Raw genomic sequence first — 25,416 nt, forward strand, 5'->3', positions numbered from 1 at the left:
GGTTCAGCCCGGGCGTTGCCGGCGCCAGGCGAGCAGCGCCACGGCCCACAGGCCCAGGCCCCACAGCCAGCCCGTGCTGCCGCCGCCGCCACCGCCGCCGCCACCGCCACCGCCATCGCCGCCGCCGGCCGCGACGGCGTTCACGTTGACCGTGGCGGCGTCGCGCAGGCCGTCACTGTTGGTCACGACCAGGCGGAACACGTAGTCGGCGCTGGAGGACGCGAGCTGCACGCTGGCCTGGGCCGAGGTGGCCCCGTTGATGGTCACCGTCGGGCCGTCGATCTGGGTCCACTGGTAGCTGGTGATAGCGCTGCCGGCGCCGGCCGCGCTGGTGCGGCCGTCCAGCGTGACCGTCGCGCCGGCCACGGCCTGGGCGACCGGCGCGATGGCCGCGCCGGGCGCCCGGGCGGTGCTGGCGATCTGCAGGGCCGCCGTGGCGTCCAGCAGGCCGGGGCCGCAGGTGGCGGTCGTGCAGTTGCAGGCCACGGTGCCGTTCACGCTGCACGAGGGCGCGCCGGCCACCGCCACGTGCGGGCGTGAGGAGTCCTGCAGGCGCACCACCAGTTGCGCCGGGGTCAGCGAAGGGTTCACGGCCAGCATCAGCGAGGCCACGCCCGCGGCCATGGGCGACGAGAAACTGGTGCCGGCTTTCAGGCCGTAGGTGTCGACGGTGGGCACGGTGCTGCCCGCGTTGTCCAGCGCATAGATGCCGCGCGCGGACGTGCCGCCCGGCGCCATCAGCCCCGTGTTGGGCCCGTAATCGGAGTAGGCGGTCTTGCGGCCATCCTCCTGCACCGCACCGACCGCCAGCACACGGGCGCAGTCGGCCGGCCGCGCGAGCGCGCCCGCGCCGTTGCCGGCGGCCACCACCAGCAGCGCGCCGGCATCGGTGATCTCGTTGATGACGTCCTGGTAGCTCGCGCTGCAGGCCGCATCGCCACCAAAGCTCAGGTTCAGGATACGCGCCGGGTTCGGGTTGGCGGGCACGCCCTGCACCGCCAGGCCCGCGGCCCAGCGCATGCCGTCCAGCAGGTCGGACAGCAGCGCGCCGCACTTGCCTGCGATGCGCACCGGCAGGATCCTGCCCTGCCAGTCGATGCCGGCGATGCCGGCCCCATTGTTCGTGGCCGCCGCGATCTGGCCGGCGATGAAGGTGCCGTGCCAGGAGCTGTCCTCGACGTCGCAGGTGCTGAACAGCGACGAGCGCTTGTCCGCGGCGCTGACCCAGTCGCCCGGGTCGCTGGGGTCGGCGTCGCGGCCGTTGCCGTCGTTGGCGAATTCGATCTCGCTGACGAAGTCGTAGCCGGGCAGCAGCTTGCCGGCCAGGTCGGGGTGGGTCAGCCGCACGCCCACGTCCAGCACGGCAACCACGCCAGCGGGGCGGCCGGTGCTGATGTCCCAGGCCGTGGGCATGTTGATGGCGGCGGGGAACTGGTTGGACGACTGCAGGTTCCACTGGCGGGCGCCGTATTCCGGATCGGTGGGCACGGCCAGGCGCTTGATGCGCACGTCGGGCTCGACATCGCTGACGTCCGGGTGCAGGCGCAGCCGGCGCATGGTGGCGTCCAGCGCCTCGCCGGTCTGCGCGGCGGGCAGGCGCAGCAGCTGGTGGTGCGTGCCGACAGGCCGCGCGTCGCTCATCTGCACACCCGCCGACGTGGCGACCGATCGCAGGCGTTCGCGCGCGGCCTGCGGTGCCTCGCGTGTCGCCTCGGGCGTGGGCTTGAGCCGCACGATGAGGTTCTGGACCGGTGCCTGTTCGGCGTGGGCTTGGGGCAGCAGGCCAGTGGCCAGCGCCATCGCGGCGAGGAGTTTGCGCATGGCGGCGGTTGTACCCGAGATTGGCACGGGTCAGGTGTCGGAAAGCATCGCGTCCGGCGTGCTTGCACGACAATCGGCGCCCCGCGCGCACCTGCGCGCTCCAGAACCCGCATCCGCATGAAGATCACCAAAGACACCGCCGTCACCCTGCAGTACAGCGTGACCGAAGCCAACGGCAAGCCGCTGGCCAACCGCGAATCCACGGCCTACCTGCACGGCGGCTACGACAACACCCTGCCGAAGATCGAAGAGGCGCTGGAGGGCCGGGAAACCGGCTACCGCTGCACGCTGGAGCTTTCGCCCGAGGACGCCTTCGGCAAGCGCCAGGAAAGCCTGGCCCGTACCATTCCCAAGAGCGAATTCCCGCCCGGGGTGAAGGTCGGCGGCCAGCTGCGCGGCATGACGGAGGACGGGCAGGAGCAGGTGTTCACGGTCATGAAGATCAAGGGCGACCAGGTGTTGCTGGACGCCAACCACCCCTGGGCCGACAAGGCGCTGCGCTTCACCCTGCAGGTGACCGAGGTGCGCGCAGCCACGGCTGAGGAGATCACGCACGGCCACGTGCACGGTGGCCACGGCCACCACCACTGACCGCGGCGGCGCGTCGCTGCGCTAGAGCGCGTCGGCGTGCAGCATGTGGCGGCTGTACACCTGGGTGCGGCCGGACACGGCCAACGCCATCTGCTGGACCAGGCCATGGGTTTCCGCGGGCCGGCCCATCTGCGGCACCAGGGCCAGCGTGCAGGCCAGTGCCACGGGCACCCAGCGCTGCCGGATGCGCGGGGCGCCCGACCGCCAGGCGATGGGCAGCAGCGCGGCCATGGCGCCCAGCGCGAAGCCGGTGACCACCTCGGACACGGAATGCGCATGCAGCGCCAGGCGCGAGATGCTGACCAGCACACCGACCAGCAGGCCGGCAGCGACGGCCAGCTGCCGCGCGCGCGGTGATCGGTCGGCCACGGCCAGCCAGGCGCCCATCGTGAACACGGCCGTCGACACGGTGCTGTGCCCGCTCAAGCCCGTGAAGTCGATGGCCGCGATGCCCAGGCCCCAGCCCATGAAGGCCAGCTTGCTGGCCAGCACCAGCGCCACCGCCGTGCCGAACGACAGCAGCCAGGCGGCCGGCAGGCGCAGCTGGCCCGTGGCCAGCAGCCACAGCGCCAGCGCGAGGGCGGCGGGCTGCAGCAGCGTGGAATTTCCAAGCTGGGTGATGGTGGTCCAGAAACCGAGTGGCATGGCGGGGAGGCGGGCGGCGCGTGCATTGTCGCGACATCCGGGAAGACCCTAGGGTCAGGTACCGCGTCCGCGGGCACGGTTCACAGCCCGCGCTCCACCATGTCCAGCAGCCTCTGCGTGAGCCCGTCGACCTGAGCGCCCGGCAGGCCGCGCAGCGGCCCGTCGATCAGCAGCAGCGCCAGGCCGTGCACGGTGGACCAGGCCAGGAACTCGGCGCCGGGCCGGCGTTCGGGCGGCAGCGCGCCGGCCGCGACCAGCGCGTCCAGCGCCGCCCCCAGGTGCCGGAACGGGTCCAGCCCGCTGCGGCCGGCCTTGGCCGGGTCGGGTGCGCCGCCCAGCGCGAACCGGCCGCCGAAGGCCGTGCGGAACAGGCCCGTGTGCGTGCGCGCGAACTCCAGGTAACCGGCGCCCACGGCGCGCACGCGGGCGCGGGCCTGGGCCAGCGGCGTGCCGTCGGTGGGCACGCGCGCCATTTCGGCCTCCATGGCCTCGGCCACGGCGGCAACGGCGGCGGTGCGCACGGCGTCCAGCAGGTCCTCGCGGTTCGCGAAATGGCGGTAGGCCGCGTTCGGCGCCACACCGGCACGGCGCGTGGCCTCGCGCAGCACCACGGCGTCCGGCCCTCCGGCCGCGGCCAGCTGCAGGCCAGCATCGAGCAGCGCGCGGCGCAGGTCGCCATGGCGGTAGGTGCTGCGCGCGAGCGGCGGTTCGGCAAGCGGATCGGTCATGGAAACCCTGATGTGGACGCTGTCCATTATTGCGGTTATATTGCTTGTGAGCACTGTTCACAAGTGTTTACAACCCCGAAGGAGATTGCCATGCAGGTCCAACCCTATCTGTTCTTCGAAGGCCGCTGCGAAGAGGCCCTCAATTTCTACCGCGACCGGCTCGGCGCCACGGTCGAGCACGTGATGCGCTTCAAGGACAACCCCGAGCCCGGTGCGGGCGGCGATGGCTGCGCAGGCGGCCCGCCGCCCGATGGCGAGAAGATCATGCACGCCTCGTTCCGCGTCGGCGGCGCGGTGCTCATGGCGTCCGACGGCATGGCCAGCGGCAAGCCGAACTTCCAGGGCATCTCGCTGTCGCTGATCGTGCCGGACGCCGCCCAGGGCCGCCGCCTGTTCGACGCACTGGCCGACGGCGGCCAGGTGCAGGTGCCGCTGGCCAAGACCTTCTTCAGCCCGCTGTTCGGCATGGTGGCCGACCGTTTCGGCGTGCCGTGGATGGTCGTCACCGAAGACCCGGACCAGCCCAGGCCCTGAGCCCGCTCGACAGGAGACCCCGATGGAAGTCGAAACACTGGAACAGCACCGCTGGCTGCAGCAACTGGTCGGCGAATGGACCATGGCGGGCGAGGGCGACATGGGCCCCGGCCAGCCGCCGTTCAAAAGCCAGGGCACCGAGAGCGTGATCGCGCTCGGCGACCTGTGGATCGTGGGCGAGGCCGTCGGCAACATGCCCGGCGGCGGCGACGCGCAGATGCGGCTGACGCTGGGCTACGACCCGGCGCAGCAGGCCTTCGTCGGCAGCTGGGTCGGCTCGATGGCCACCCACATGTGGGTCTACAAGGGCCAGCTCGACGCCGCCAAGAAGGTGCTGACGCTGGACACCGAAGGCCCGAGCATGGCGGGCGACGGCACGAACATGCGCTACCAGGACGTGATCACGCTGGTGGACGCGAACACGCGCACGCTGCATTCGCAGACGCTGGGCGCCGACGGCCAGTGGACGCGCTTCATGACGGCCACCTACCAGCGCCAGTAGGCCGACGCAGGCCGGACAGCGATGGCGCCGGGCCTCGGGTACGCTCGCGCCCCATGCCTTCCACGCCCGCCGCCAACTCCACCAGGGCCGTGTGGCCCATGCTGCTGGCGCTGACCGCGGCCTTCGCGATGAGCCAGGCGTTCCGCACGCTGGCCGCGATCCTCGGGCCGCCCTTGCAGGCCGAGTTCGGCCTGTCGGCCCAGCAGCTCGGTTTGTTCGCGGCGACCTTCCATTTCGCGTTCGGCGCGCTGCAGCTGTTCATGGGCATCGGCATGGACCTGCACGGCCTGCGCCGCACGGTACTCACCGCGTTCCCGTTCGCCGTCCTCGGCGCCGCGCTGTCGGCCATGGCCACGGGCAACGGCATGCTGCTGGTGGGCCAGTTCCTGATCGGCATCGGCTGCGCGCCGGCCTTCCTGGCCTGCACCTTGTTCATCGCGCAGAACTTCCCGGCCGAGCGCTTCGCCATGCTGTCGGGCCTCATCATCATGCTGGGCGGCGTGGGCATGCTGGCCACCGGCACGCCGCTGGCCTGGCTGATCGAGGCCAGCTCGTGGCGCATGGGCATGTGGGTGCTGGCCGGCTGTTCGCTGGCGGCCTGGGCGCTGGTGTGGTGGAAGGTGCACGACCAGGGGCCGACCGCGCCGCCCGGTGCGCCGCGCGAGTCGCTGGGCCAGGCGCTGCGCAGCTTCGGTGCGCTGTTCCTCATGCCGCACACCTGGGGCATCGTGGCGATGTCCTCGGTGAACTACGCCGCCTTCCTGAGCCTGCGCGGGCTGTGGCTGGGGCCGATGCTGATCGAGCGCCATGGCCTGGGCCTGGTGGCCAGCGGACATGTCGCGCTGCTGGTGTCGGTGGTGTCGCTGGTCAGCCCGCCGCTGTTCGGCCGCTTCGACCCCGGGCCGCTGACACGGCGGCGCCGCATCACGGCCTGCACGTTGTGGATCGCCGGGCTGTTCGTGCTGCTGGCGGTGGTGCGCGGGCTGGCAGCTGACGTGCTGCTGGCCGTGCTGGTGGCCGCCGTGTCGGGCTACATGGTGCTGCAGTACGCCGACGTGCGCGCCGTTTACCCGCCCGCCATGATCGGCCGGGCGCTGGCGGTGTTCACCATGGCCATGTTCCTGGGCGTGGCGCTGATGCAGTGGGTTACGGGCTGGGTCGCCTCGCGCGCGCCGGCCTGGGGCATCGAGCCGTTCACGGCCGCGCTGCTGGCGATCGCCGCTGCGCTGGTGGCGGGGGCGGCGGCCTATGCGTGGCTGCCGCAGCCGCCCGCGCCGGCAACTTGACTCATTTCAGTTTTCCAGGGCGCTGCGCGCCACCCGCAGGTCATGCAACCTGCTCGCCAGCAAAGGCTCAGAAGGCCGCGGAGCAGGCCATGCCAGCAGCCGCTGCGGAACGGGCTCTGCCCGGCCGCTGGCAGCGCCCCTGGGGGCGGATGGGACGGCTCCACGAAGTGAGCCGTCCAAACGGGGTGGTTTCTTTCAGATCGCCTGCGCGCCCAGGTCGGCGTAGTCCACCGCGTACTTCACCAGCGCGGCCTGCCCGTCGATGCGCAGCTTGCGGCGCAGGTGCAGGCGGTGCGTCTCCACCGTGCGCACCGAGGCGCCGAGCGCGCTGGCGATCTCCTTGTTCGAGCAGCCGTCGGCCAGCAGCGAGAGCACGGCCGATTCCTTGGGCGTGAGGTGGCCCCAGGCGCGCGTGACCGGCGGCGGCGCGGGCTCCTGCGGCAGCGTGAGGCCGGGGCTGAAGTAGCGGCCGCCGCCGTGCACGGCGTCGATGGCCTCCACGAGCTGGTGGCCCGGCCCGTCCTTGAGCACATAGCCGCACACGCCGAACGCGATCGCGCGGCGCACGTACTCCGCGTCCTGGTGCATGGACAGTACGAGCACGCGCACGTCGGGAAAGCGGTCGCGGAACGCGCAGGCGAGCTGGATGCCGCTGGCGTCCGGCATGCGGATGTCGGTCAGCACCAGGTCGGGCTGCAGGTGCTCGGCCAGCGCCGTGGCCTCCTGCACACTGCCGGCCTCGCCGACGACCCGGATGTGCGGCGTGGCATGCAGGCGCATGCGCACGCCGTCGCGCAGCAGCGGGTGGTCGTCGACCAGCAGGACGCGGACGATGGGGCAGGCAGTGCTCATGGCGTGGGCTCCGTGGGGCGCAGGTTCAGGGGGTGGGCGGCGTGTTGGGCGCGCGGCGCGCGCGCCGTGCCGGCCAGTGGCTCGGTGTCGCCGGCCGGCAGCGGCAGGCTGGCGTGGATGCGCGTGCCCTCGCGGCCCGAGACGATGGCCAGCGTGCCGCCCAGGCCGGCCGCGCGCTCGCGCATGTTGCGCAGCCCGATGCCGCGCTTGCCGTCGGCGAACACGCGCTGGGTGTCGAAGCCGCCGCCGTTGTCGATGACGAGCAGCTCCACGCGGGCGCGCGCGCCGCGCAGCACCACGTCGACCTGGGTCGCGTCGGCATGCGTGCGCACGTTGTGCAGCGCCTCCTGCGCGATGCGGAACAGCGCCGTGCCGTGCTCCAGCGGCAGCGCGGCCGGCGGGTGCTCGCAGAGCAGGTGGATGTCGCAGCCGCCCTGCTCGTTCATCTGCTCCACCAGCAGCGCCAGCGCGGGCGCCAGGCCCAGGTCGTCCAGCAGTGCCGGCCGCAGGCCGTGCGAGACGCGGCGGATCTCCAGCAGCGCGCCGCCGAGCCGGGCGATGCCCTGGTCCAGCGCCTGGCGCGGTGCCGCAGCGCTGGCCGCGGCCGGGTCGGCCAGCTGCAGCTGGGCTGTCTCCAGCAGGAATTTGGACGAGGCCAGCACCTGCACCACGCCGTCGTGCAGCTCGCGCGCCACGCGCACGCGCTCTTCCTCCTGCGAGTGCACGACGCGGCGCGCCAGGCGCCGCAGCTTGTCGCTGGAGACGCGGTGGTCCTTGAGGTTCAGCGCCAGCCCGCCCAGGCCGATCAGCACCACGCACAGCGCGGCGATGCCGTACAGCCGCTTGCGCGTGGCCTCGATGTTGGCGCGCGCACCGGCCTCGATGGCCTGCAGCGCGCCCTGCACATCGTCCAGGTAGATGCCGGTGCCGATGACCCAGTCCCAGCCCGGGATCATGAGCACGTAGCCCAGCTTGGGCACAACCGCCTGCGAGGACGGCTTGTTCCAGCTGTAGCGGACCACGCCGCCGCCGCGGCGCGCGGTGGCCAGGATGCGCTGCGCCGAATCGGCGCCCACCGGGTCGTCGGGGTCGCAGAAGTCCACGCCCTGCATCGGCAGGCTCTTTGGGTCCATCAACAGCTTGCCGTGCTGGTCGTAGGCGAAGAAATAGCCGTTGCTGCCGTACTGCATGCGCATCAGCGTGGCCAGCGCTTCCTCCTTGCGCGCGCCGACCGGGCCCGGAGCCTCGGCGATGCGCATGAGGGTGTTGCGCGCCAGCTCCACGTAGTGCTGCAGCTCGGCTTCCTTGCTGTGCACGAACGCGGCCTGCACCAGCGCCCGCTCCTCGCGCGCCAGCGTGAGCGTCTGCTGCTGCATGGTGGCGCCCATGAGCGCCAGCGCGACCACGATGGGCACCGCCGACAGCAGCACCAGTTTGAGGCGCAGCTGCACCTCAGCGCTCCACGACAGAGCAGTTTGTGTTCTCGGATCCCATCATCGAAAGCGCCCTCGCCCCATGCGTCCAGAAGTTCGGATATTGACCAGATGCGTGCAGCAATAAAGAGGCCATACCCTTAGTCTGCGCCACGCCCCGTCATGGTGCATCGCATCATTTCTCGCTGGCGGAACGGCGTTTGCGTAGCACTACGTAGGGGAAAAGAGATGACCGTTTCGTGAAATCCCGTTCCTAGAATTGCTCGCGAAATCGGACCAATGACCACCCCTGGAAGCCCCGAATTCCCAGCGTGGAGCCCGTCCGACACCCGTTCTTTGTTCTCAGAAAGGAAGCCCCGTGCGTCACCCCTCCCCCACCCACCGGCTCATCGCGGTCGCGGCAAGTTGCGCTGCAGCATTGGCCCTGACGGCCTGCGCCGTGCCGGCCAAACGCATGGTGCTGTCGACCACCGGCGTGCCGCCGGCCATCGGCCCGTATTCGCAGATGGTCTCGCACGGCAACACGCTGTACCTGTCGGGCGTGATCCCGCTCAACGAGGCCGGAAACGCCGTCGTCGGCACCACCATCGAGGAGCAGACGCATGCCGTGCTGCGCTACATCGGCACCATGCTCAAGTCGCAGGGGCTGGATTACGGCGACGTGCTCTCGTCCTCGGTCTACATGAAGGACTTGAACGAGTTCGCCGCTATGAACAAGGTCTACGGCGAGTACTTCAAGCCCGGCAATGCACCGGTGCGCGCCACCGTCGAAGTCGCGCGCCTGCCGCGTGACGTGAAGGTCGAGATCGCCGTCATCGTCGGCCGCCGCTGAACCCACCCCACCCCCCGCCCACCCCAAGGAACCACACCATGAACGAGCAGATGACACGCAGCGACACCGTCGCGCTGGAGGCGCCCACCGCCATGCCCATGGACACGTCGCGCTGGACGAACAAGCGCCGCGACTTCCTGCGCATGATGGGCTACGGCGCCGGCGCCGCGGCACTGGGCCCGATGCTGATGGCCTGCGGCAGCAGCAACTCGGCCACGCAGGCCGAGACGCTGCGCGCGCAACTCGTCGCCGACGAGGCCTTCTGGACCAACGTGCAGAACATGTTCACGTTGAACCCGGCCAAGACCTTCATGAACATCGGCACGGCCGGCTCCATGCCCAAGCAGACGCTGGACCTGTTCGACACCGAGAACCGCAAGAAGGCCGCCGAGTCGGGCAACGGCTACAGCAACCTGCTGGACCTGCGCAAGCTGGCTGCGCCCGGCTTCGGCGTGGACCCGGACGAACTCGCGTTCTCGGCCAACACCTCCTCGGGCATGTGCCACGCCATCCTGGGCATCCCCTGGCAGGCCGGCGACGTGGTGGTCACGACCAACCACGAGCACGGCGGCGGCCTGACACCGCTGAACATCGCCAAGGACCGCTATGGCATCGAGATCTCGATGATCCCCATGCCGGTGGGCAACAACCAGACGGCCGCCACCTACCAGAACCTGTTCGACGAACGCATCCGTTCGTTGAAGGCCGCGGGCAAGCGCGTGCGCGCCGTGATGTGGTCCTCGCCGACCTACAAGACCGGCACGCTGCTGCCGATCGCCGAGATCATGCAGGTGGTCAAGCAGCACGAGCTCATCAGCATCGTGGACGGCGCCCATCTGCCGGGCATGATGGACTACAACTACGGCGAGCTGGGCATGGACTTCATGTCCGGCGCGGGCCACAAGTGGCAGTGCGGCCCTGGCTCCACCGGCATCCTGATCATGCGCAACAAGATCCGCGCATCGAACCCGCTGCCGCTGCCCAAGTGGTACCCGGTGCACACCAGCAGCTACTCCACGCGCGAGCGCACCACCAACGGCACCGAGACCTTCGACATCGCCGCCAGCGTGACCTCCTGCGGCAGCGTGCACACGCCGATGTTCCAGGCCCTGGTCAACGCCTGCCAGCTGTGGGATTCGATCGGCCGCAAGAAGATCGAGACCTACGACCTGACGCTGTCGGCCTACCTCAAGGAAAAGGTGGTCGAGCGCTGGGGCATCGGCGCGCTGTACTCGCCCAAGGACGACCCCAAGCTGTGCTGCGCACTGACCTCGTGGAACCCGTTCCGCAACCCGGCCGATGTGATGGACTCGGTGAAGTCGGCCGCCTTCGTGTCGCGCCTGCAAGCCGAATACCCGCAGGGCCTGATCATCCGCAACTCGGGCTTCGAGGTGATCGGCGCGGCCAACCAGCACTATGCGATGCGCGTGTCCACCCATGTGTGGCACGACGCGAACGACATCGACGCGCTGGTGAACGCGATGTGGGATCTGTCGGGCAAGATGGCCTGACCCTCCCGTTCGCGCGATGATCGACGGCGCCGCCTGTGCGGCGCCGTCGTCATTTGCACTGCCCCACCATGCCCACCTCGCCCATCCTGCGCACCGCGCCGCTCGGCTTTCCCTGGGAGACCGCCGACCCCTTCCTGTTCTGCGTGCACCACGACGATGCCTACCCCCGGGGCAACGCGGCGTTCGGCCCGGCCGCGCCGCTGGCCGGGCGCGACATCGGCCAGGACTTCAGCCGAAAAGACGGCTGGAGCATGTACCACGGCGAGACGGTGCCGGGCTTTCCGGCGCACCCGCACCGCGGCTTCGAGACCGTGACCATCGTGCGCCAGGGGCTCATCGACCATGCCGATTCGCTGGGCGCGGCGGCGCGCTTCGGCGGCGGCGACACGCAGTGGCTGACGGCCGGCGCCGGCGTGGTGCACGCCGAGATGTTTCCGCTGCTGCGCCGCGACGCGGCGAACCCGCTGGAGCTGTTCCAGATCTGGCTGAACCTGCCGGCGGCCTCCAAGATGGCGCCCGCGCATTTCACGATGCTGTGGGCCGAGCGCATCCCCAGGTTGGTGCACCGCGACGACGCGGGCCGCACGACGGAGGTGGCCGTGATCGCCGGCCACCTGCCCGGTGCCGACGCGCCCTTGCCGCCACCGCCCGATTCCTGGGCCGCGCAGGCGCAGGCCGATGTGGCGATCTGGACGCTGCGCCTGGCGCCCGGCGCGCATTGGCGCATGCCGGCCGCCGCCGGCGCCGGCACACGGCGGCATCTGTATTTCTTTCGTGGCAAGGCGGTGCAGGTCGGCGGCCAGGCGATCGCCGGCCACCAGCTCATCGAGCTGCAGGCAGACCAAACGGTTGAACTCGTCAACGGCGATGCCGAGGCCGAATGCCTGCTGCTGCAGGGCCGGCCCATCGGCGAGCCCGTGGCCCAGTACGGGCCCTTCGTCATGAACACCCAGGCCGAGATCGCGCAGACCATGGCGGACTACCGCCGCACGCAGTTCGGGGGGTGGCCCTGGGGAGATGCCGCGCCGGTGCACGGCGGGGATGTGGGGCGCTTCGCGCGCCACCCGGATGGGCGTCAGGAGCAGCCCGGCTGACAGCAGCCGCTTCGCCGCTCAGGACTTGGCGGCGGTGGCCGAGACGCTGTCCAGCGATGCGTTGACCTGGTTCAGCACTTCGGCGGACTTGGTCAGCGTCTTTTCGACGCTCTCGCCGTGCTCCAGCGCCTGGGCGACCTCGCCCGTGCGCACGTCCTCGGCCAGCTGGGTGCCGAGCACGGTGTTGGCCACGGCCAGGTCGTCGGCGGCCTGGCGGATGTCGGCCGCGACTTCCTTGGCCTTCTCGATGGCCTGCTCCAGCGTGGCGGCAGCTTCAGCGTCTGGGGATGGCTGCATGGCGAGACCTGTCAAATCTGAGGGGAGTTTGCGCATCGTAGCGCCAGCACGCAGCCCCGGGCAAATGCCCAGGGCCGCGCGCAGGCGGTTTATTTGGCGATCACGCGCACCATTTCGAGCACCTTGTTCGAGTAGCCCCACTCGTTGTCGTACCAACTCACGAGCTTGACGAAGGTGCTGTCCAGCGCGATGCCGGCTTCGGCGTCGAAGATGGAAGTGCGTGCGTCACCGCGGAAGTCGGTGGCGACGACCTTGTCCTCGGTGTAGCCCAGCACGCCCTTGAGTGCGCCTTCGGACTGGGCCTTGAACTCGGCGCAGATCTCCTTGTAGCTGGCTTCCTTGACCAGTTCCACCGTCAGGTCGACCACCGACACGTCGGAGGTCGGCACGCGGAAGGACATGCCGGTCAGCTTCTTGTTCAGCTCGGGGATCACCACGCCCACCGCCTTGGCCGCGCCGGTGCTGGAGGGGATGATGTTTTCCAGGATGCCGCGGCCGCCGCGCCAATCCTTGTTGCTCGGGCCGTCCACGGTCTTTTGCGTGGCGGTGGCGGCGTGCACGGTGGTCATCAGGCCGCGCTTGATGCCCCACTTGTCGTTCAGCACCTTGGCCAGCGGGGCCAGGCAGTTGGTGGTGCACGAGGCGTTGGAGATGATGGCCTCGCCCTTGTAGGTCTCGTGGTTCACGCCGTAGACGAACATCGGGGTGTCGTCCTTGGAGGGGGCGGACAGCACGACCTTCTTGGCGCCGGCGTCGATGTGCTTCTGCGCGGTCTCCTTGGTCAGGAACAGGCCCGTGGACTCGACCACGATGTCGGCGCCGACCTCGTTCCACTTCAGGGCGGCGGGATCGCGCTCCTGGGTCAGGCGGATCTTCTTGCCGTTGACGATCAGCGTGTTGCCGTCGACCTTGACCTCGCCCTCGAAACGGCCATGCACCGAGTCGTACTGCAGCATGTAGGCCAGGTAGTCGGGCTCCAGCAGGTCGTTGATGCCCACGACCTCGATGTCCGAGAAGTTCTGCACTGCCGAGCGCAGCACGTTGCGGCCGATGCGCCCGAAACCATTGATACCGATCTTGATCGTCATAGCGACTCCTGAGTTGAAATTACTTGGAAAGAACCTTGCGCACGGTCGCCGCCACGTTCTCGGGCGTGAAACCGAAATGCTTGAACAGCACGGGCGCGGGCGCCGACTCGCCGAAGGTATCGAGGCCCACGACTGCCGCGCAGCCGTACTTCCACCAGCCGTCGGTGGCACCCATTTCCACGGCGATGCGCGGCAGGCCGGCCGGCAGCACGGCCTTCTTGTAGGCCAGGCTCTGGCGGTCGAAGGTGGTGGTGCTGGGCATGGAGACCACACGCACGGCGATGCGGGCTTCGGCCAGCTGCTTTTGCGCGGCCAGCGCCAGCTGCACTTCGGAGCCGGTGGCGATGATCACGGCCCGGGCCTTGGCCTTCAGGCCCACGTCCGCGGGCTCGCTCAGCACGTAGGCGCCGCTTGCAATGTTGTCCAAAGCGTCTTCGCTCTTGGGCGCGTAGGCGATGTTCTGGCGCGACAGCAGCAATGCGGTCGGGCGGTCCTTCTGGGCCAGGGCCACGGCCCAGGCGATCGCCGTCTCGGCCGTGTCGCCGGGGCGCCAGACGTCCAGGTTGGGGATCAGGCGCAGGCTGGCGGCATGCTCGACCGACTGGTGCGTGGGGCCGTCCTCGCCCAGGCCGATGGAGTCGTGCGTGAACACGTGCACCACGCGCTGCTTCATGAGCGCGGCCATGCGGATGGCGTTGCGGCTGTAGTCGCTGAACGTGAGGAAGGTGCCGCCGTAGGGGATGTAGCCACCGTGCAGCACGATGCCGTTCATGATGGCGGCCATGCCGAATTCGCGCACGCCGTAGTTGATGTGGCGGCCGATGACGCCGTGCGGCGGCGCGCCTGCCGGGGCGCTCTTCTCGTCCTCGGCGCCGGCCTTGCGGTCGGGCGCGGCGCCCAGCACCACGGCGCCGGTCGCCGGGTCCACCCGGAAGGCGGGCGTGTGGGCGGTGTTGGTGAGGTTGGAGCCGGTCAGGTCGGCCGAGCCGCCCAGCAGCTCGGGCAGGGCGGCCGTCAGGCCTTCCAGCGCGAGCTGGCTGGCCTTGCGGCTGGCCACGGTGGCGGCCTGGTCGTGCGCCTGCGATGCGATGCGGGCCGCGGTCTCGCCGAAGTTGGCAGGCAGCTCGCCGCGCATGCGGCGCGCGAACTCGGCCGCCAGCGCCGGGTGGGCCGCCTTGTAGCCGGCGAAGAGCACGTCCCAGTCGGCTTCGGCGGCCAGGCCCTTGGCCTTGGCGTCCCAGGCGGCGTAGACCTCGGCCGGCACTTCGAACGGGGCGTGTTCCCAGCCGATGGCTTCGCGCGTGAGCTTGATTTCTTCGGCGCCCAGCGGCTCGCCGTGGGCCTTGGCCGTGTTCGCGCGGTTCGGCGAACCCTTGCCGATGGCGGTCTTGCAGATGATCAGCGTGGGCTTGCCGCTGGAGGCCTTGGCTTCGGCAATCGCGGCGGACACGGCGGCGGCATCGTGGCCATCGACCGGGCCCAGCACCTGCCAGCCGCAGGAGACGAAACGCAGGGCCGTGTTGTCCACGAACCAGGGCGCAACCTTGCCGTCAATCGAGATGCCGTTGTCGTCGTACAGGGCGATCAGCTTGTCCAGCTTCCAGGCGCCGGCCAGGGCCACGGCTTCGTGGCTGATGCCTTCCATGAGGCAGCCGTCGCCCAGGAACACGTAGGTGCGGTGGTCGACGATGGGGAAGTTGGCGCGGTTGAACTCGGCCGCCAGCAGCTTCTCGGCCAGCGCCATGCCCACGGCGTTGGTGATGCCCTGGCCCAGCGGGCCGGTGGTGGTCTCCACGCCGGGCGTGATGCCGTGCTCGGGGTGTCCGGCCGTCTTGCTGTGCAGCTGGCGGAAGTTGCGCAGCTCGCCGATCGGCAGGTCGTAGCCCGTGAGGTGCAGCAACGCGTACAGCACCATCGACGCGTGGCCGTTGGACAGCACGAAGCGGTCGCGGTCGAACCAGTTCGGGTTGCGCGGGTTGTGCTTCAGGTGCTGGCCCCACAGCGCGACGGCCATGTCGGCCATGCCCATGGGCGCGCCAGGGTGGCCGGAGTTGGCCTGCTGCACGGCGTCCATGGCGAGCGCCCGGATCGCGTTGGCCATCTGGGTGGCCGGACCGGCGTCGGATGCCTGGTCAACGGGGGTGGAAGAGGCCAGCGTGTCAGTGTTCGCCATGGATGGGCAGCTCCGGTCGGGATCGGGGGAAACCCGGGATTTTAGCGACCGACCCGGCGAAGGCACTTGGTCTACAGTCGCCAGCGCATCATGGCCACGATCCTACTTCCTGCTGGCGCCACGCTATTCGAGCGCGGCTGGCTCTCGTCCAACAACCTGTTGCTGCAGGACCCGGCCGGCCGCGGGCCCACGGCGCTGATCGATTCGGGCTACTGCACGCACGCCACGCAGACGCTGGCGCTCGTGGCCCATGCGCTGCAGGGCGCGCCGCTGGAGCGGCTGCTGAACACGCATCTGCACAGCGACCACTGCGGCGGCAACGCGGCCCTGCAGCAACGCTACCCGGGCGTGCACACGGCCATCCCGCCCGGCCAGGCGGCGCAGGTGCGCGATTGGGACTTCGACGCCCTGAGCTACGGCCCCACGGGCCAGGAATGCCCGCGCTTTCGATTCGACGCGACGCTGCAGCCCGGCAGCACCGTGCAGCTGGGCGCCGCCGACTGGCAGGTGCATGCCGCGCCAGGCCATGACCCGCATGCCGTGGTGCTGTTCGAGCCGGCCACGCGCACGCTGGTGTCGGCCGACGCGCTGTGGCAGAACGGCTTTGGCGTGGTGTTCCCGGAACTGGAGGGCGATGCGGCGTTCGCCGAGGTCGGCGCCACGCTGGACCTGATCGAGCGCCTCGCGCCCGCCGTGGCCATCCCCGGACACGGCAGCGTGTTCGACGATGTGGTGCCGGCCATCGCCCGCGCGCGGCGGCGGCTGGACAGCTTCGTCGCCGCGCCGCTCAAGCACGCGCACTACGCGGCCAAGGTGCTGCTGAAGTTCAAGCTGCTGGAGCTGCAGCGGATCGCCGAGGCCGATCTGCTGGCCTGGGCACAGCAGACGGCTTACTTGCGCACCTTGCACGCGCGGCATTTCGCCGCGGCGGGGGACCTGGCGAACTGGTCCGCACAGCTGGTGGACGACCTGCTGCGCAGCGGGGCCGCGGCGCGCGAGGGGGCGCTGCTGGTGAACCTGTAGCAGCGTTCACGGCACTGTCATGCGGGGGCCGCAAGCTCGCGGGCTTGTCGCACTCCCGTCACGCCTGTCCCATGTTCCGCATCCCCTTGAGCGCCATCTGCGCCGCCCTTGTCTGCGCCGCGCCCGCGCCCGCCGCCTTCGCCCAACAGGCCTTCCCCTCCACGCTGGCCGGCCACGCCATCCTGCCGGCCCGCACCATGATCGCGGCGCCGCAGGACGCGCCGGCCGACCTGCGCGTGTCCGGGAAATTCACCACCGCGCGCCGCGTGGACCAGCCCGGCTCGGTGGAGGGCCTGTCCGGCGGCCGGCCCACGGGCGTGTCGCTGCCCTTCGAGGGGCAGCCTGCGCAAGGCCATTCGGGCATCAAGCGCATGGCCGATGGTTCGTTCTGGATCCTCACCGACAACGGCGCCGGCGCCAAAGCCAATTCGCCGGACTTCATGCTGTACCTGAACCACTACGCGGTGGACTTCAAGACCGGCCAGTTCATGCGCCACAAGACGGTGTTCCTGCACGACCCGGACCGCAAGGTGCCGTTTCGCATCAATCAGGAAGGCACGGCCCAGCGCTATCTGACCGGCATGGACTTCGACCCCGAGAGCTTCCAGTTTGCCGGCGGCGCGCTGTGGGTGGCCGAGGAGTTCGGCCCCTGGCTGATCAAGGCCGACCTGAACGGCAAGGTGCTGGCCGTGTTCGAGACCCTGGTGGACGGCAAGACTGTGCGCTCGCCCGACCACCCGGCCATCGCCATGGCCGCCGCGCCGGACGCCGCGCTGCCGTCCTTCGAGGTCAAGCGCTCCAAGGGCTTCGAGGGCATGGCAGCTTCGCCCGACGGCAGCAAGCTGTATGCGCTGCTCGAAGGCCCGCTGTGGGATGCCGCGGCCAAGGGCTACGAGACGCTGGACGGCAAGACCGTGCTGCGCGTGCTGGAGTTCGACGTGGCTGCCGAGCGCTGGACGGGCCGGCACTGGAAATACCTGCTGGAAGCCGGCCACCACGCGATCGGCGACTTCAACCTGCTGGACGCCACGACTGGCCTCGTCATCGAGCGCGACAACGGCGAAGGCACGGCCGACAAGGCCTGCCCGGCCGGCCAGAAGGGCGCGGACTGCTTCCATGACCTGGCGAAGTTCAAGCGCGTCTACAAGATCGAGATGAACGAGGCCAACGTGGGCGGCGCCGTGCGCAAGATCGGCTACATCGACCTGATGCGCATCCAGGACCCGAACCGGCTCGCCAGGAAGCCGCTGAACGACGGCGTGCTGACCTTCCCGTTCTTCACCATCGAGAACGTGGACCGCGTGGACGCCACGCACATCGTGGTGGGCAACGACAACAACCTGCCATTCAGCAGCAGTCGGCTGCCGAACCAGGCCGATGACAACGAGCTGGTGCTGCTGGAAGTGGGCGAGCTGCTGCGCGCCCGGTAGGCGACGGGTGGCCGACCGTTCAAAACGCTTGAACGCTGCCGTCAGGCGCGACGACCGGGCCCCGGGGATGGCTGCGCCAACATGCAGGCATCCCTTTTTTCCATTCTTCAGGAAGCACCATGGCCAAAGTCCTCGTTCTGTACTACTCCACCTACGGCCACATCGAGACCATGGCCGGCGCCATCGCCGAGGGCGCGCGCGCGGCCGGTGCCCAGGTGGACATCAAGCGCGTGCCCGAGACGGTGCCCGACGAGATCGCCCGGGCCTCGCACTTCAAGCTGGACCAGGCCGCCCCCGTGGCGAAGATCGACGAGCTGGCGAACTACGACGCCATCGTGATCGGCACCGGCACGCGCTTTGGCCGCATGTCCTCGCAGATGGCGGCTTTCCTGGACCAGGCCGGCGGCCTGTGGGCGCGCGGCGCGCTGAACGGCAAGGTGGGCGCGGCCTTCACCTCCACCGCCACGCAGCACGGCGGCCAGGAGACCACGCTGTTCTCCATCATCACCAACCTGCTGCACTTCGGCCTGGTCGTCGTCGGCCTGCCCTACAGCCATGCCGGCCAGATGGCGCTGGACGAGATCGTCGGCGGCGCGCCCTACGGCGCCACGACCATCGCCGGCAGCGACGGCGCGCGCCAGCCCAGCGCCATCGAGCTGGCCGGTGCACGGCACCAGGGCGAGATCGTCGCGAAGACGGCGGCCAAGCTGTTCGGCTGAAGGTTCAGTCGGTCGGCTTGAAGCCGGAAGCCCGGATCGCGGGCGCCCAGCGTTCGTAGTCGGCCTTCATGACGGCCGCCAGGCGCTCCGGCCCCTCGCCGGTCGGCTCCAGCCCCATGCCCAGCAGACGGTCGTGCTGGGCTTTGCCGCTGACGGCGGCGATGGCGGCTTTGGACAGGCGCGCGACGGCCGCAGGCGGCGTGCCGGCCGGCGCGAACAGGCCATACCAGGGCAAGGCCGTGAGGTCGAAACCCTGCTCGCGAAAGGTCGGCACGTTGGCGAACGCGGGAGAGCGCTTCTCGCCGGCCACGGCCAGCAGCCTGGCCTTGCCCGCATCGACCAGGTTCTGCAGGTCGGCCGCGACCGTGGACAGCGCGGCGATCTGGCCGCCGGCCAGTGCCTGCATGGAGTCGGCCGTGCCCTTGTAGGGCACATGCGTCAGCTCGATGCCGGCCGCCTTGGCGAACATCACGCCGAAGAAGTGCGGCAGGCTGCCGGTCGCGGCCGAGCCATAGAAGCCGTTCTTCGCCGGATCGGTCTTGACCCAGGCCACGTACTCGGCCAGCGTCCTGGCCGGCACCTGCGGGCCAACGCCCAGGCCGACCTGGAAGTTGGACAGATGCGCCACGGGCGCGAAGTCCTTGAACGGGTCGTAGCGCAGCTGGCCGGCGTAGCTGCTGGCGAAGATCGACATGGTGGCCACCGGCGTCATGAGCAGCGTGAGGCCATCGGCGGGCGCGTTCTTGACGAACTCGTTGCCGATGCGGCCGCCTGCGCCGACCTTGTTCTCCACGATCACCGGCTGGCCCAGCTCGCGCGCCATGGCCTCGGCCACGATGCGCGCCAGCGCGTCCGACGTGGCGCCTGCCGGGTAGCCGACGACGATGCGGATCGCCGGGCCGCCCTGCGCCCGGGCTGCGCCGGCCAGGCTGGCGGCACCGGCCAGCAGCAGCGTGCGGCGGTGGATGGTGGGGGTGGACATGAAGCTCTCCTGCGGTGCGTTCGGACCGGCATGGTAGTGCGGCCGCCCCTCGGATAATCCGCCGATGCCCCTGCCCCAGCCCTCTCCCCCCGTGCGCAGCGCCATGGTCCTCGCGGCCGGCCGCGGCGAGCGCATGCGCCCGCTGACCGACGCCACGCCCAAGCCGCTGCTGCCGGTGCGTGGCAAGCCCATGATCGTGTGGCACCTGGAGGCGCTGGCGCGCGCCGGCATCGAACGCGTGGTCGTCAACTGCGCGTGGCTGGAGGACCAGATCCCCGCCGCGCTGGGCGACGGCAGCCGCTGGGGCCTGCAGATCGCCTACACGATGGAAGGGCGCGACCACGGCGGCGCGCTGGAGACGGCGGGCGGCATCGCCAAGGCCCTGCCGCTGCTGGACGAATGCTTCTGGCTGGTCTCGGGCGACATCTTCGCGCCCGGCTTTGCGTTCAGCGCCGAGGCCGCCGCGCGCTTCCTCGCGCAGGACCGGCTGGCGCATCTGTGGCTGGTGCCGAACCCCGACTTCCACCCCCAGGGCGACTTCGGCCTGTCGCCCGACGGCCTGGGCCTGGACGGCCCCGGCCCCGACGGCCGGCGCTGGACCTATGCCAACCTGGCCCTGATGCGCCGTGACCTGTGCGCCCAGCTGCCGGTCGGCCACAAGGCCGCGCTGGGGCCGCTGCTGTTCGCGGCCATGCGCGCGCGGCGCGTGGGCGCCGAGCTCTACACCGGCGCCTGGCACAACGTGGGCACGCCGGCCCAGCTGCGGGCCTTGGACGCCGGGGAGCACGCATGAACGACGCCGTCCTGCTGGCGGGCGCGACCGGGCTGGTCGGCCGCGAGATCCTGGGCCTGCTGCTGGCCGATCGCAGCATCGCGCGCGTCCACACGCTGGGCCGCAGGCCAGCGCCGCTGCAGCACGCCAAGCTGCAGCACCATGCCTCGGACCTGCGGCAGATGCCGGCACTGCCGCCCGTGCAGGCGGTCTACATCGCGCTGGGCACCACGATCAAGGTGGCCGGCAGCCAGGAGGCCTTCCGCGCCGTGGACCACGACGCCGTGCTGGCCGTGGCGCGTGCCGCGCGGGCCGCCGGTGCGCGCCGGCTGGGCCTGGTCAGCGCCATGGGCGCAGACGCGGGCTCGCGCGTGTTCTACAGCCGCGTCAAGGGCGAGGTCGAGCAGGCCGTGGCCGCGCTGGGCTACGACAGCGTGGTGATCGCGCGGCCCTCGCTGCTGATCGGCGACCGCGGCCCGCTGGGCCAGCCCGCGCGGCGCGGCGAGACCATCGGCGAGGCCGTCAGCAAGGCCCTGCGCCCGCTGATCCCGGCCAACTACCGCGCGATCCTTGCCAGCGACGTGGCCAAGGCGCTGGTGGCCGGCGTGGCGCGCGGCGCGCCCGGCGTGCAGACGCTGCTGTCCGGGCAGATGCAGCGCAACTGAAGCGGACGGCCGGCGGTAGGATGGCGCGATGACCACGCCCTACGCCCAACGCCGCGCCGCACTCGCCCGCCAGATCGGCCGCGACGGCATCGCCATCGTGCCCACCGCCCCGGAACGCCCGCGCAACCGCGACAGCGACTTCCTGTACCGGCACGACAGCTACTTCTACTACCTGACCGGCTTCACCGAGCCCAACGCCTGGCTGGTCATCACCGGCGACGGCAAGAGCACGCTGTTCTGCGCGCCCAAGGACCTGGAGCGCGAGATCTGGGACGGCTACCGCCTGGGGCCCGAGGCCGCGCCCGACGCCCTGGGCGTGGACGACGCGCACTCGGTGGCCGCACTGGACGCGCAGCTGCCCAGGCTGCTGGAGAACCGCGGCACGGTGTGGTTCCCGTTCGCCATCCACAAGGGGCTGGAATCGCGCGTGGACGGCTGGCTGTCCAGCGTGCGCGCCCGCGTGCGCTATGGCGCGCTGTGCCCGCAGTCGCAGCAGGACCTGTGCGGCATCCTGGACGAAATGCGCCTCGTGAAGGACGCGCACGAGCAGGACATCATGCGCCGCGCCGCGCAGATCAGCGCCGGGGCCCACGTCCGCGCCATGCAGCTGTCGGCCCGCCGGCTGCGCGACGGCCAGGACGTGCGCGAATACCACCTGGACGCCGAGCTGCTGCACGAGTTCCGCCTGCACGGCTCGCAGTACCCGGCGTATGGCTCCATCGTGGCGGCCGGCGCCAATGCCTGCGTGCTGCACTACCGCGCCGATGCCGCGCCCGTGCGCGATGGCGAGCTGGTGCTGATCGACGCCGGCTGCGAGCTCGACGGCTACGCCAGCGACATCACCCGCACCTTCCCGGCCAACGGCAGGTTCACCGGCCCGCAGCGTGTGCTGTACGACCTGGTGCTGGCCAGCCAGGACGCGGCCGTGGCCGCCACCCGCCCCGGCAAGCGCTTCAACGACCCGCACGAGGCCACTGTCCAGGTGCTGGCGCAGGGCATGCTGGACGTAGGCCTGCTGGACAGGAACAAGGTCGGCAGCGTCGACGACGTGATCGAGAAGCGCGCCTACTTCGCCTATTACATGCACCGCACCGGCCACTGGCTGGGCATGGACGTGCACGACTGCGGCAGCTACGTGGAGCCCAGCGAGATCGGCAACGGCAGCGAGCGCAAGGACGCACTGTCCGGCGAGACCATCCTCGACCGCCCCAGCCGCATCCTGAAGCCCGGCATGGTGCTGACCATCGAGCCCGGCATCTACGTGCGCCCCGGCCCCGGCGTGCCCGAGCAGTTCCACAACATCGGCATCCGCATCGAGGACGACGCCATCGTCACGGCCGATGGCTGCGAGCTGATCACGCGCGGCGTGCCGGTGAAGGCGGACGAGATCGAGGCGTTGATGCGATGACCGGCCGGATCCCAGGCCGCAAAGTGGCGGGGCGTCCCCTGCCCGACCCGCGGCCTCGCGGCGCACGCCGTCTGTAGGCGCTGGCCGACATGGTCCAGACCGCAACACGTGGCAAGGTCATCTCCATGCGTAAAACCAAACGACGCCTCACCAAGCTCGCCTTCACGCTGTATGGACTGGGCATGGGCGCCTCCATCGGCGCCCAGACGCACCCGGTCGCCAGCCGTCCGGCGGCCCGTGCCACCGCCGTGGTGGATACCCGCTGGAAGGACAGCTTCGACGCCTTCGCCGAAGCCGACCAGAAGCAGGCGCCCAAGGCCGGCGGCATCCTGTTCGTCGGCAGCTCGTCGATCCGGCTGTGGAACGACCTGGAAACCCAGTTCGGCGACGAGCCCGTGGTCAAGCGCGGGTTCGGCGGCTCGCGCATGCTGGACGTGACGGCCCATGTCGACCTGCTCGTGCTGCCCTACAAGCCACGCCTGGTCGTGGTCTATGCCGGCGACAACGACCTGGCCGAGGGCCGCACGCCCATCGAGGTGCTGGCCAGCTTCACGCAGTTCGTGGAAAGGGTGCGTGCGGCCCTGCCCGACACGCGCATCGCCTACCTGTCGATCAAACCCAGCCCGCTGCGTGCGACGCTGATGCCGCAGGCCATCGAGACGAACGCGCTGATCGAGAAGTACAGCGCGTCCGTCCCGAACCTGGACTACATCGACATCTACTCGCGCATGCTGGACGCCGAGGGCAAGCCGCGCGCCGATCTGTACGGCGCCGACTCGCTGCACATGAACCCGGCGGGCTACGCCGTGTGGAAGTCCGCCATCTCGCCGCACCTGGTGGTCAAGCTGCCCGAAGCCGCATTGGCCGACGCCAAACTCAGCGCGGAACCGTCGCTGGTGTCGGTGAAGGTTCCGCCGCGCGCGCCTTGAGCTTCTCGCGTCGGCGGCGCTTCGCAGCGGCGGCCTGACGGTCCAGCTCCTGGCTGGCGAGCGCGACCGCGTAGAGCGCGGCGAAGCTGACGACCAGGATGCCGATGTCGATGAACCAGGAGCGGTTGGCCGATGGCGCGCCGAACAGCGCCAGCGCCAGCAGGGCCGCGACCAGGTGCGCGAAGAAAACGGGCAGCGAGGCGGCGCCCATCGTCTCCAGGAAGCGGGGCCGTGGCAGGTGCGTGGCCATCCATGGCGCGAAATGCACGGTGAGCACGAGCAATGCAAACAGGTTGACGATGCGCAGTGGGGCGAGCTGCCACTTGTCGAACAGCATGTTCAGGCTCGCGTTGCCCGGGATCGGCACCTGGCCCACCACATGGCGCCACACGAAGCCGATGGCTGCGACCACGATGGCCGTGATGAGCATCCAGCGCGGGAACACCAGTGGCGGCCGGTCCGGCCGCGTGCTGCGCTCGGCGCCCAGCCACAGGCCCATGACCCACAGGAACTGCCAGGCCAGCACGTCGAACGCGCCGGTCTGCTCCAGCGGCACCGGCAGGCGCGTGGCCGAGGCCGCGGCCTCGTAGAGCCAGGCGCCCAGCTTGAACTGCGCGCCCAGCCACAGCGCGACGCTGATGGCCAGGATGCCGCCCCAGCCGTGGCGCAGCCCGTGCAGCAGCAGCACGGGGCTCACCAGCATGAACAGGATGTACAGCGGCAGGATGTCCAGCAGCGGCGGGCTGTACAGCAGCAGCAGGCTGCCCACCAGCGCATGCAGCGGCTCGTGCAGGTAGTAGCGCATGAGGCCGGTGATGGCCTCTTGCTGCGCGACGACTGCGAGCACGGCGACCACGCTGAAGAGGAAGGCCAGCAGCGCCGCCTGGCACAGGTAGATCTTGAGCACGCGCTTGTAGAAGGCCGCGCGCATTTTGTCCTCGCCCTCGCGCCGTTCGCGCGCGGCGTAGACCATGCCGGCCATGAAGCCGGACAGCAGCACGAAGCCCTCGGCCGCCGACACGAAGCCGAAAGGCTGGCCGGTCGGCGACGAAAAGCGCGTGGGCAGGTGCGTGAGCGTCATCAGCACCAGCATCAGGCCGCGCAGCGCGTCGACCTGCCACAGGCGCTCGCCCGATGCAGCGGGTGCGGCCGCGGCCGCCGGCGCGCTCATCGCCCGGCTCCTTCGGTCGTGAACGGCTGGACGGCGCAGGCCTGGCCCTCGGCGCAGTAGCGCTCGTACTCAGCGATGACCTGGGCGCCCAGCAGCAGCAAGATGGCCGCCACCTCCAGGCTCAGCAGCACGGCGATGGCCGTGGTCAGCGAGCCGTAGACGACACCGATCTGCGACAGCGTCAGGAAATACCAGACCAGCGCGCGGCGCGAGATCTCCCACAGCACGGCCGCGGCGACGGCGCCGATCAGCGCGTGGCGCAGCAGCGGCCTGCCGACCGGCATCACGAGATAGATCGAGGCCAGCACGAACACCTCACCGACGAAGCCCAGCAGGTACAGCAGCGCGGCCGAGACGCCGTTGAGCGACAGGTCCAGCCACAGGAAGTGCAGCTCCTCCTCCCCCAGCGCCTGCAGCACGCCGGCCACGATGGTGACGACCAGCAGGCCGACGCCCAGAAACAGGATGTAGGCATAGGGCAGGATGGCCGACACCATGAAGTGCCGGCGGCGGATCTTCACGCGGTGGTGGAAGATGACCGAAAACGCGTTCTCCAGCACCGTGAACGCCAGCGAACTGAAGAACAGCATGCTGACCAGCAGCACCCAGCCCAGCACTTCGCGGTGCGCGAGGAAGTTGCCCAGCTCTGCCACCACGGCGCGCGACTGCCCGGGCAGCAGCCATTCGAGGTAGCGGCGCAGCGTCAGCAGCAGGGCCTGCTGGTCCACGAAATGCGAGAGCGCGATCACCGTGAGGATCAGCAGCGGCACGATGGACAGCAGCGCGTAGTAGGCCACGGCACCGGCCAGCAGCAGGCCCTGGTTCGCCTTGAAGGCCTTGAGCACCCGCAGCACGAAGTCGGCTGGATGGTGCAGGATCTCGGATGCCTGTGGCCCGAGAAAACGCACCCTGTCGTGCAGCGACCACATG

Annotated in this window: 25 protein-coding genes; 14 read left to right on the plus strand and 11 right to left on the minus strand. The window is 70.3% G+C overall.

From position 1 onward, the window contains the following. Positions 1-3: 3 nt before the first annotated feature. The gene (locus ASF43_RS09170; RefSeq protein ID WP_082497737.1) at positions 4-1,821 is read right to left on the minus strand and encodes a S8 family peptidase; all 1,818 of its coding nucleotides are present in this window, start codon (positions 1,819-1,821) and stop codon (positions 4-6) included. Between the two features lie 117 nt (positions 1,822-1,938). On the opposite strand from ASF43_RS09170, the gene ASF43_RS09175 reads away from it, so the two are divergent. Beyond that, positions 1,939-2,412, plus strand: a complete 474-nt coding sequence (locus ASF43_RS09175) for a peptidylprolyl isomerase (protein WP_056179383.1) — start codon at positions 1,939-1,941, stop codon at positions 2,410-2,412. A 21-nt stretch (positions 2,413-2,433) separates the two neighbouring features. On the opposite strand, the gene ASF43_RS09180 is transcribed toward ASF43_RS09175, so the two are convergent. Next, complete coding sequence (locus ASF43_RS09180) at positions 2,434-3,057, minus strand: phosphatase PAP2 family protein (RefSeq protein ID WP_056179386.1); 624 nt, start codon at positions 3,055-3,057, stop codon at positions 2,434-2,436. Between the two features lie 80 nt (positions 3,058-3,137). Beyond that, on the minus strand, positions 3,138-3,785 hold the full coding sequence (locus tag ASF43_RS09185; protein ID WP_235578192.1) for a TetR/AcrR family transcriptional regulator: 648 nt from the start codon (positions 3,783-3,785) through the stop codon (positions 3,138-3,140). 90 nt (positions 3,786-3,875) lie between these two features. On the opposite strand from ASF43_RS09185, the gene ASF43_RS09190 reads away from it, so the two are divergent. The 3 genes from ASF43_RS09190 to ASF43_RS09200 are packed head-to-tail and all read left to right on the plus strand — an operon-like array spanning position 3,876 to position 6,107. Continuing rightward, complete coding sequence (locus tag ASF43_RS09190) at positions 3,876-4,319, plus strand: VOC family protein (protein WP_056179392.1); 444 nt, start codon at positions 3,876-3,878, stop codon at positions 4,317-4,319. Positions 4,320-4,341: 22 nt separating this feature from the next. After that, on the plus strand, positions 4,342-4,821 hold the full coding sequence (locus ASF43_RS09195; protein ID WP_056179394.1) for a DUF1579 domain-containing protein: 480 nt from the start codon (positions 4,342-4,344) through the stop codon (positions 4,819-4,821). Between the two features lie 53 nt (positions 4,822-4,874). Next, positions 4,875-6,107: a nitrate/nitrite transporter gene (locus ASF43_RS09200; RefSeq protein WP_056179397.1), complete on the plus strand. Its 1,233-nt coding sequence runs from the start codon at positions 4,875-4,877 to the stop codon at positions 6,105-6,107. Between the two features lie 195 nt (positions 6,108-6,302). Here the strand turns inward: ASF43_RS09200 and ASF43_RS09205 are convergent, their stop codons facing one another. Together ASF43_RS09205 and ASF43_RS09210 are read right to left on the minus strand one after the other, a co-directional pair. Next, positions 6,303-6,959 (minus strand): response regulator transcription factor, encoded by a 657-nt coding sequence (locus ASF43_RS09205; RefSeq protein WP_056179401.1) that lies wholly within the window; start codon positions 6,957-6,959, stop codon positions 6,303-6,305. Beyond that, complete coding sequence (locus ASF43_RS09210) at positions 6,956-8,410, minus strand: cache domain-containing protein (RefSeq protein WP_056179404.1); 1,455 nt, start codon at positions 8,408-8,410, stop codon at positions 6,956-6,958. The genes ASF43_RS09205 and ASF43_RS09210 overlap by 4 nt, the downstream gene beginning before the upstream one ends. Before the next feature lie 340 nt (positions 8,411-8,750). Between ASF43_RS09210 and ASF43_RS09215 the strand changes: the two genes are divergently transcribed. The 3 genes from ASF43_RS09215 (at position 8,751) to ASF43_RS09225 (ending at position 11,829) form a co-directional block, all read left to right on the plus strand. After that, complete coding sequence (locus tag ASF43_RS09215) at positions 8,751-9,224, plus strand: Rid family detoxifying hydrolase (RefSeq protein WP_056179407.1); 474 nt, start codon at positions 8,751-8,753, stop codon at positions 9,222-9,224. 50 nt (positions 9,225-9,274) lie between these two features. Continuing rightward, positions 9,275-10,735 (plus strand): aminotransferase class V-fold PLP-dependent enzyme, encoded by a 1,461-nt coding sequence (locus tag ASF43_RS09220; protein ID WP_056179684.1) that lies wholly within the window; start codon positions 9,275-9,277, stop codon positions 10,733-10,735. A 68-nt stretch (positions 10,736-10,803) separates the two neighbouring features. Then, positions 10,804-11,829, plus strand: a complete 1,026-nt coding sequence (locus ASF43_RS09225) for a pirin family protein (protein ID WP_056179687.1) — start codon at positions 10,804-10,806, stop codon at positions 11,827-11,829. A gap of 18 nt (positions 11,830-11,847) precedes the next feature. On the opposite strand, the gene ASF43_RS09230 is transcribed toward ASF43_RS09225, so the two are convergent. The 3 genes from ASF43_RS09230 to ASF43_RS09240 form a co-directional block, all read right to left on the minus strand. Then, positions 11,848-12,126 carry a hypothetical protein gene (locus ASF43_RS09230; protein ID WP_056179410.1) on the minus strand — a complete coding sequence of 93 codons (279 nt, stop codon included), beginning with the start codon at positions 12,124-12,126 and terminating at the stop codon, positions 11,848-11,850. Positions 12,127-12,215: 89 nt separating this feature from the next. Next, positions 12,216-13,214, minus strand: coding sequence for a type I glyceraldehyde-3-phosphate dehydrogenase (gene gap / locus ASF43_RS09235; RefSeq protein ID WP_056179413.1), 999 nt, complete (start codon positions 13,212-13,214; stop codon positions 12,216-12,218). Between the two features lie 19 nt (positions 13,215-13,233). After that, a complete protein-coding gene (locus tag ASF43_RS09240) occupies positions 13,234-15,315 on the minus strand; it encodes a transketolase (RefSeq protein ID WP_056179690.1) in 2,082 nt (693 codons plus the stop codon). A 162-nt stretch (positions 15,316-15,477) separates the two neighbouring features. Between ASF43_RS09240 and ASF43_RS09245 the strand changes: the two genes are divergently transcribed. The 3 genes from ASF43_RS09245 to wrbA all read left to right on the plus strand — a co-directional run bounded on the left by ASF43_RS09245 (position 15,478) and on the right by wrbA (position 18,559). Beyond that, positions 15,478-16,410: an MBL fold metallo-hydrolase gene (locus ASF43_RS09245; RefSeq protein ID WP_056179693.1), complete on the plus strand. Its 933-nt coding sequence runs from the start codon at positions 15,478-15,480 to the stop codon at positions 16,408-16,410. A gap of 71 nt (positions 16,411-16,481) precedes the next feature. Further along, positions 16,482-17,840: an esterase-like activity of phytase family protein gene (locus tag ASF43_RS09250; protein WP_056179415.1), complete on the plus strand. Its 1,359-nt coding sequence runs from the start codon at positions 16,482-16,484 to the stop codon at positions 17,838-17,840. A gap of 119 nt (positions 17,841-17,959) precedes the next feature. Continuing rightward, the gene (wrbA, locus tag ASF43_RS09255) at positions 17,960-18,559 is read left to right on the plus strand and encodes an NAD(P)H:quinone oxidoreductase (RefSeq protein WP_056179418.1); all 600 of its coding nucleotides are present in this window, start codon (positions 17,960-17,962) and stop codon (positions 18,557-18,559) included. Between the two features lie 4 nt (positions 18,560-18,563). On the opposite strand, the gene ASF43_RS09260 is transcribed toward wrbA, so the two are convergent. Next, positions 18,564-19,541, minus strand: a complete 978-nt coding sequence (locus ASF43_RS09260) for a tripartite tricarboxylate transporter substrate binding protein (RefSeq protein ID WP_056179420.1) — start codon at positions 19,539-19,541, stop codon at positions 18,564-18,566. Positions 19,542-19,605: 64 nt separating this feature from the next. On the opposite strand from ASF43_RS09260, the gene murU reads away from it, so the two are divergent. From murU to ASF43_RS09280, 4 genes are all read left to right on the plus strand, one after another. Beyond that, entirely contained in the window at positions 19,606-20,334 is a 729-nt protein-coding gene (gene murU / locus ASF43_RS09265; protein ID WP_056179424.1) for an N-acetylmuramate alpha-1-phosphate uridylyltransferase MurU, read from the plus strand. Further along, entirely contained in the window at positions 20,331-20,978 is a 648-nt protein-coding gene (locus ASF43_RS09270) for an NAD(P)H-binding protein (RefSeq protein ID WP_056179427.1), read from the plus strand. The genes murU and ASF43_RS09270 overlap by 4 nt, the downstream gene beginning before the upstream one ends. Before the next feature lie 28 nt (positions 20,979-21,006). Continuing rightward, positions 21,007-22,386 (plus strand): aminopeptidase P N-terminal domain-containing protein, encoded by a 1,380-nt coding sequence (locus ASF43_RS09275; RefSeq protein ID WP_056179430.1) that lies wholly within the window; start codon positions 21,007-21,009, stop codon positions 22,384-22,386. Between the two features lie 125 nt (positions 22,387-22,511). Continuing rightward, on the plus strand, positions 22,512-23,315 hold the full coding sequence (locus ASF43_RS09280; RefSeq protein ID WP_082497750.1) for an SGNH/GDSL hydrolase family protein: 804 nt from the start codon (positions 22,512-22,514) through the stop codon (positions 23,313-23,315). Here the strand turns inward: ASF43_RS09280 and opgC are convergent. After that, positions 23,263-24,486: an OpgC domain-containing protein gene (opgC, locus tag ASF43_RS09285; RefSeq protein WP_056179433.1), complete on the minus strand. Its 1,224-nt coding sequence runs from the start codon at positions 24,484-24,486 to the stop codon at positions 23,263-23,265. The two genes, ASF43_RS09280 and opgC, sit on opposite strands and share 53 nt — an antisense overlap. Continuing rightward, positions 24,483-25,415 (minus strand): YihY/virulence factor BrkB family protein, encoded by a 933-nt coding sequence (locus ASF43_RS09290; protein WP_056179436.1) that lies wholly within the window; start codon positions 25,413-25,415, stop codon positions 24,483-24,485. Before ASF43_RS09290 ends, opgC begins: the two co-directional genes overlap by 4 nt. Between the last annotated feature and the right edge of the window lies 1 nt (position 25,416).

The sequence above is a fragment of the Pseudorhodoferax sp. Leaf267 genome (assembly GCF_001422405.1).
GTDB lineage: Bacteria > Pseudomonadota > Gammaproteobacteria > Burkholderiales > Burkholderiaceae_C > Pseudorhodoferax.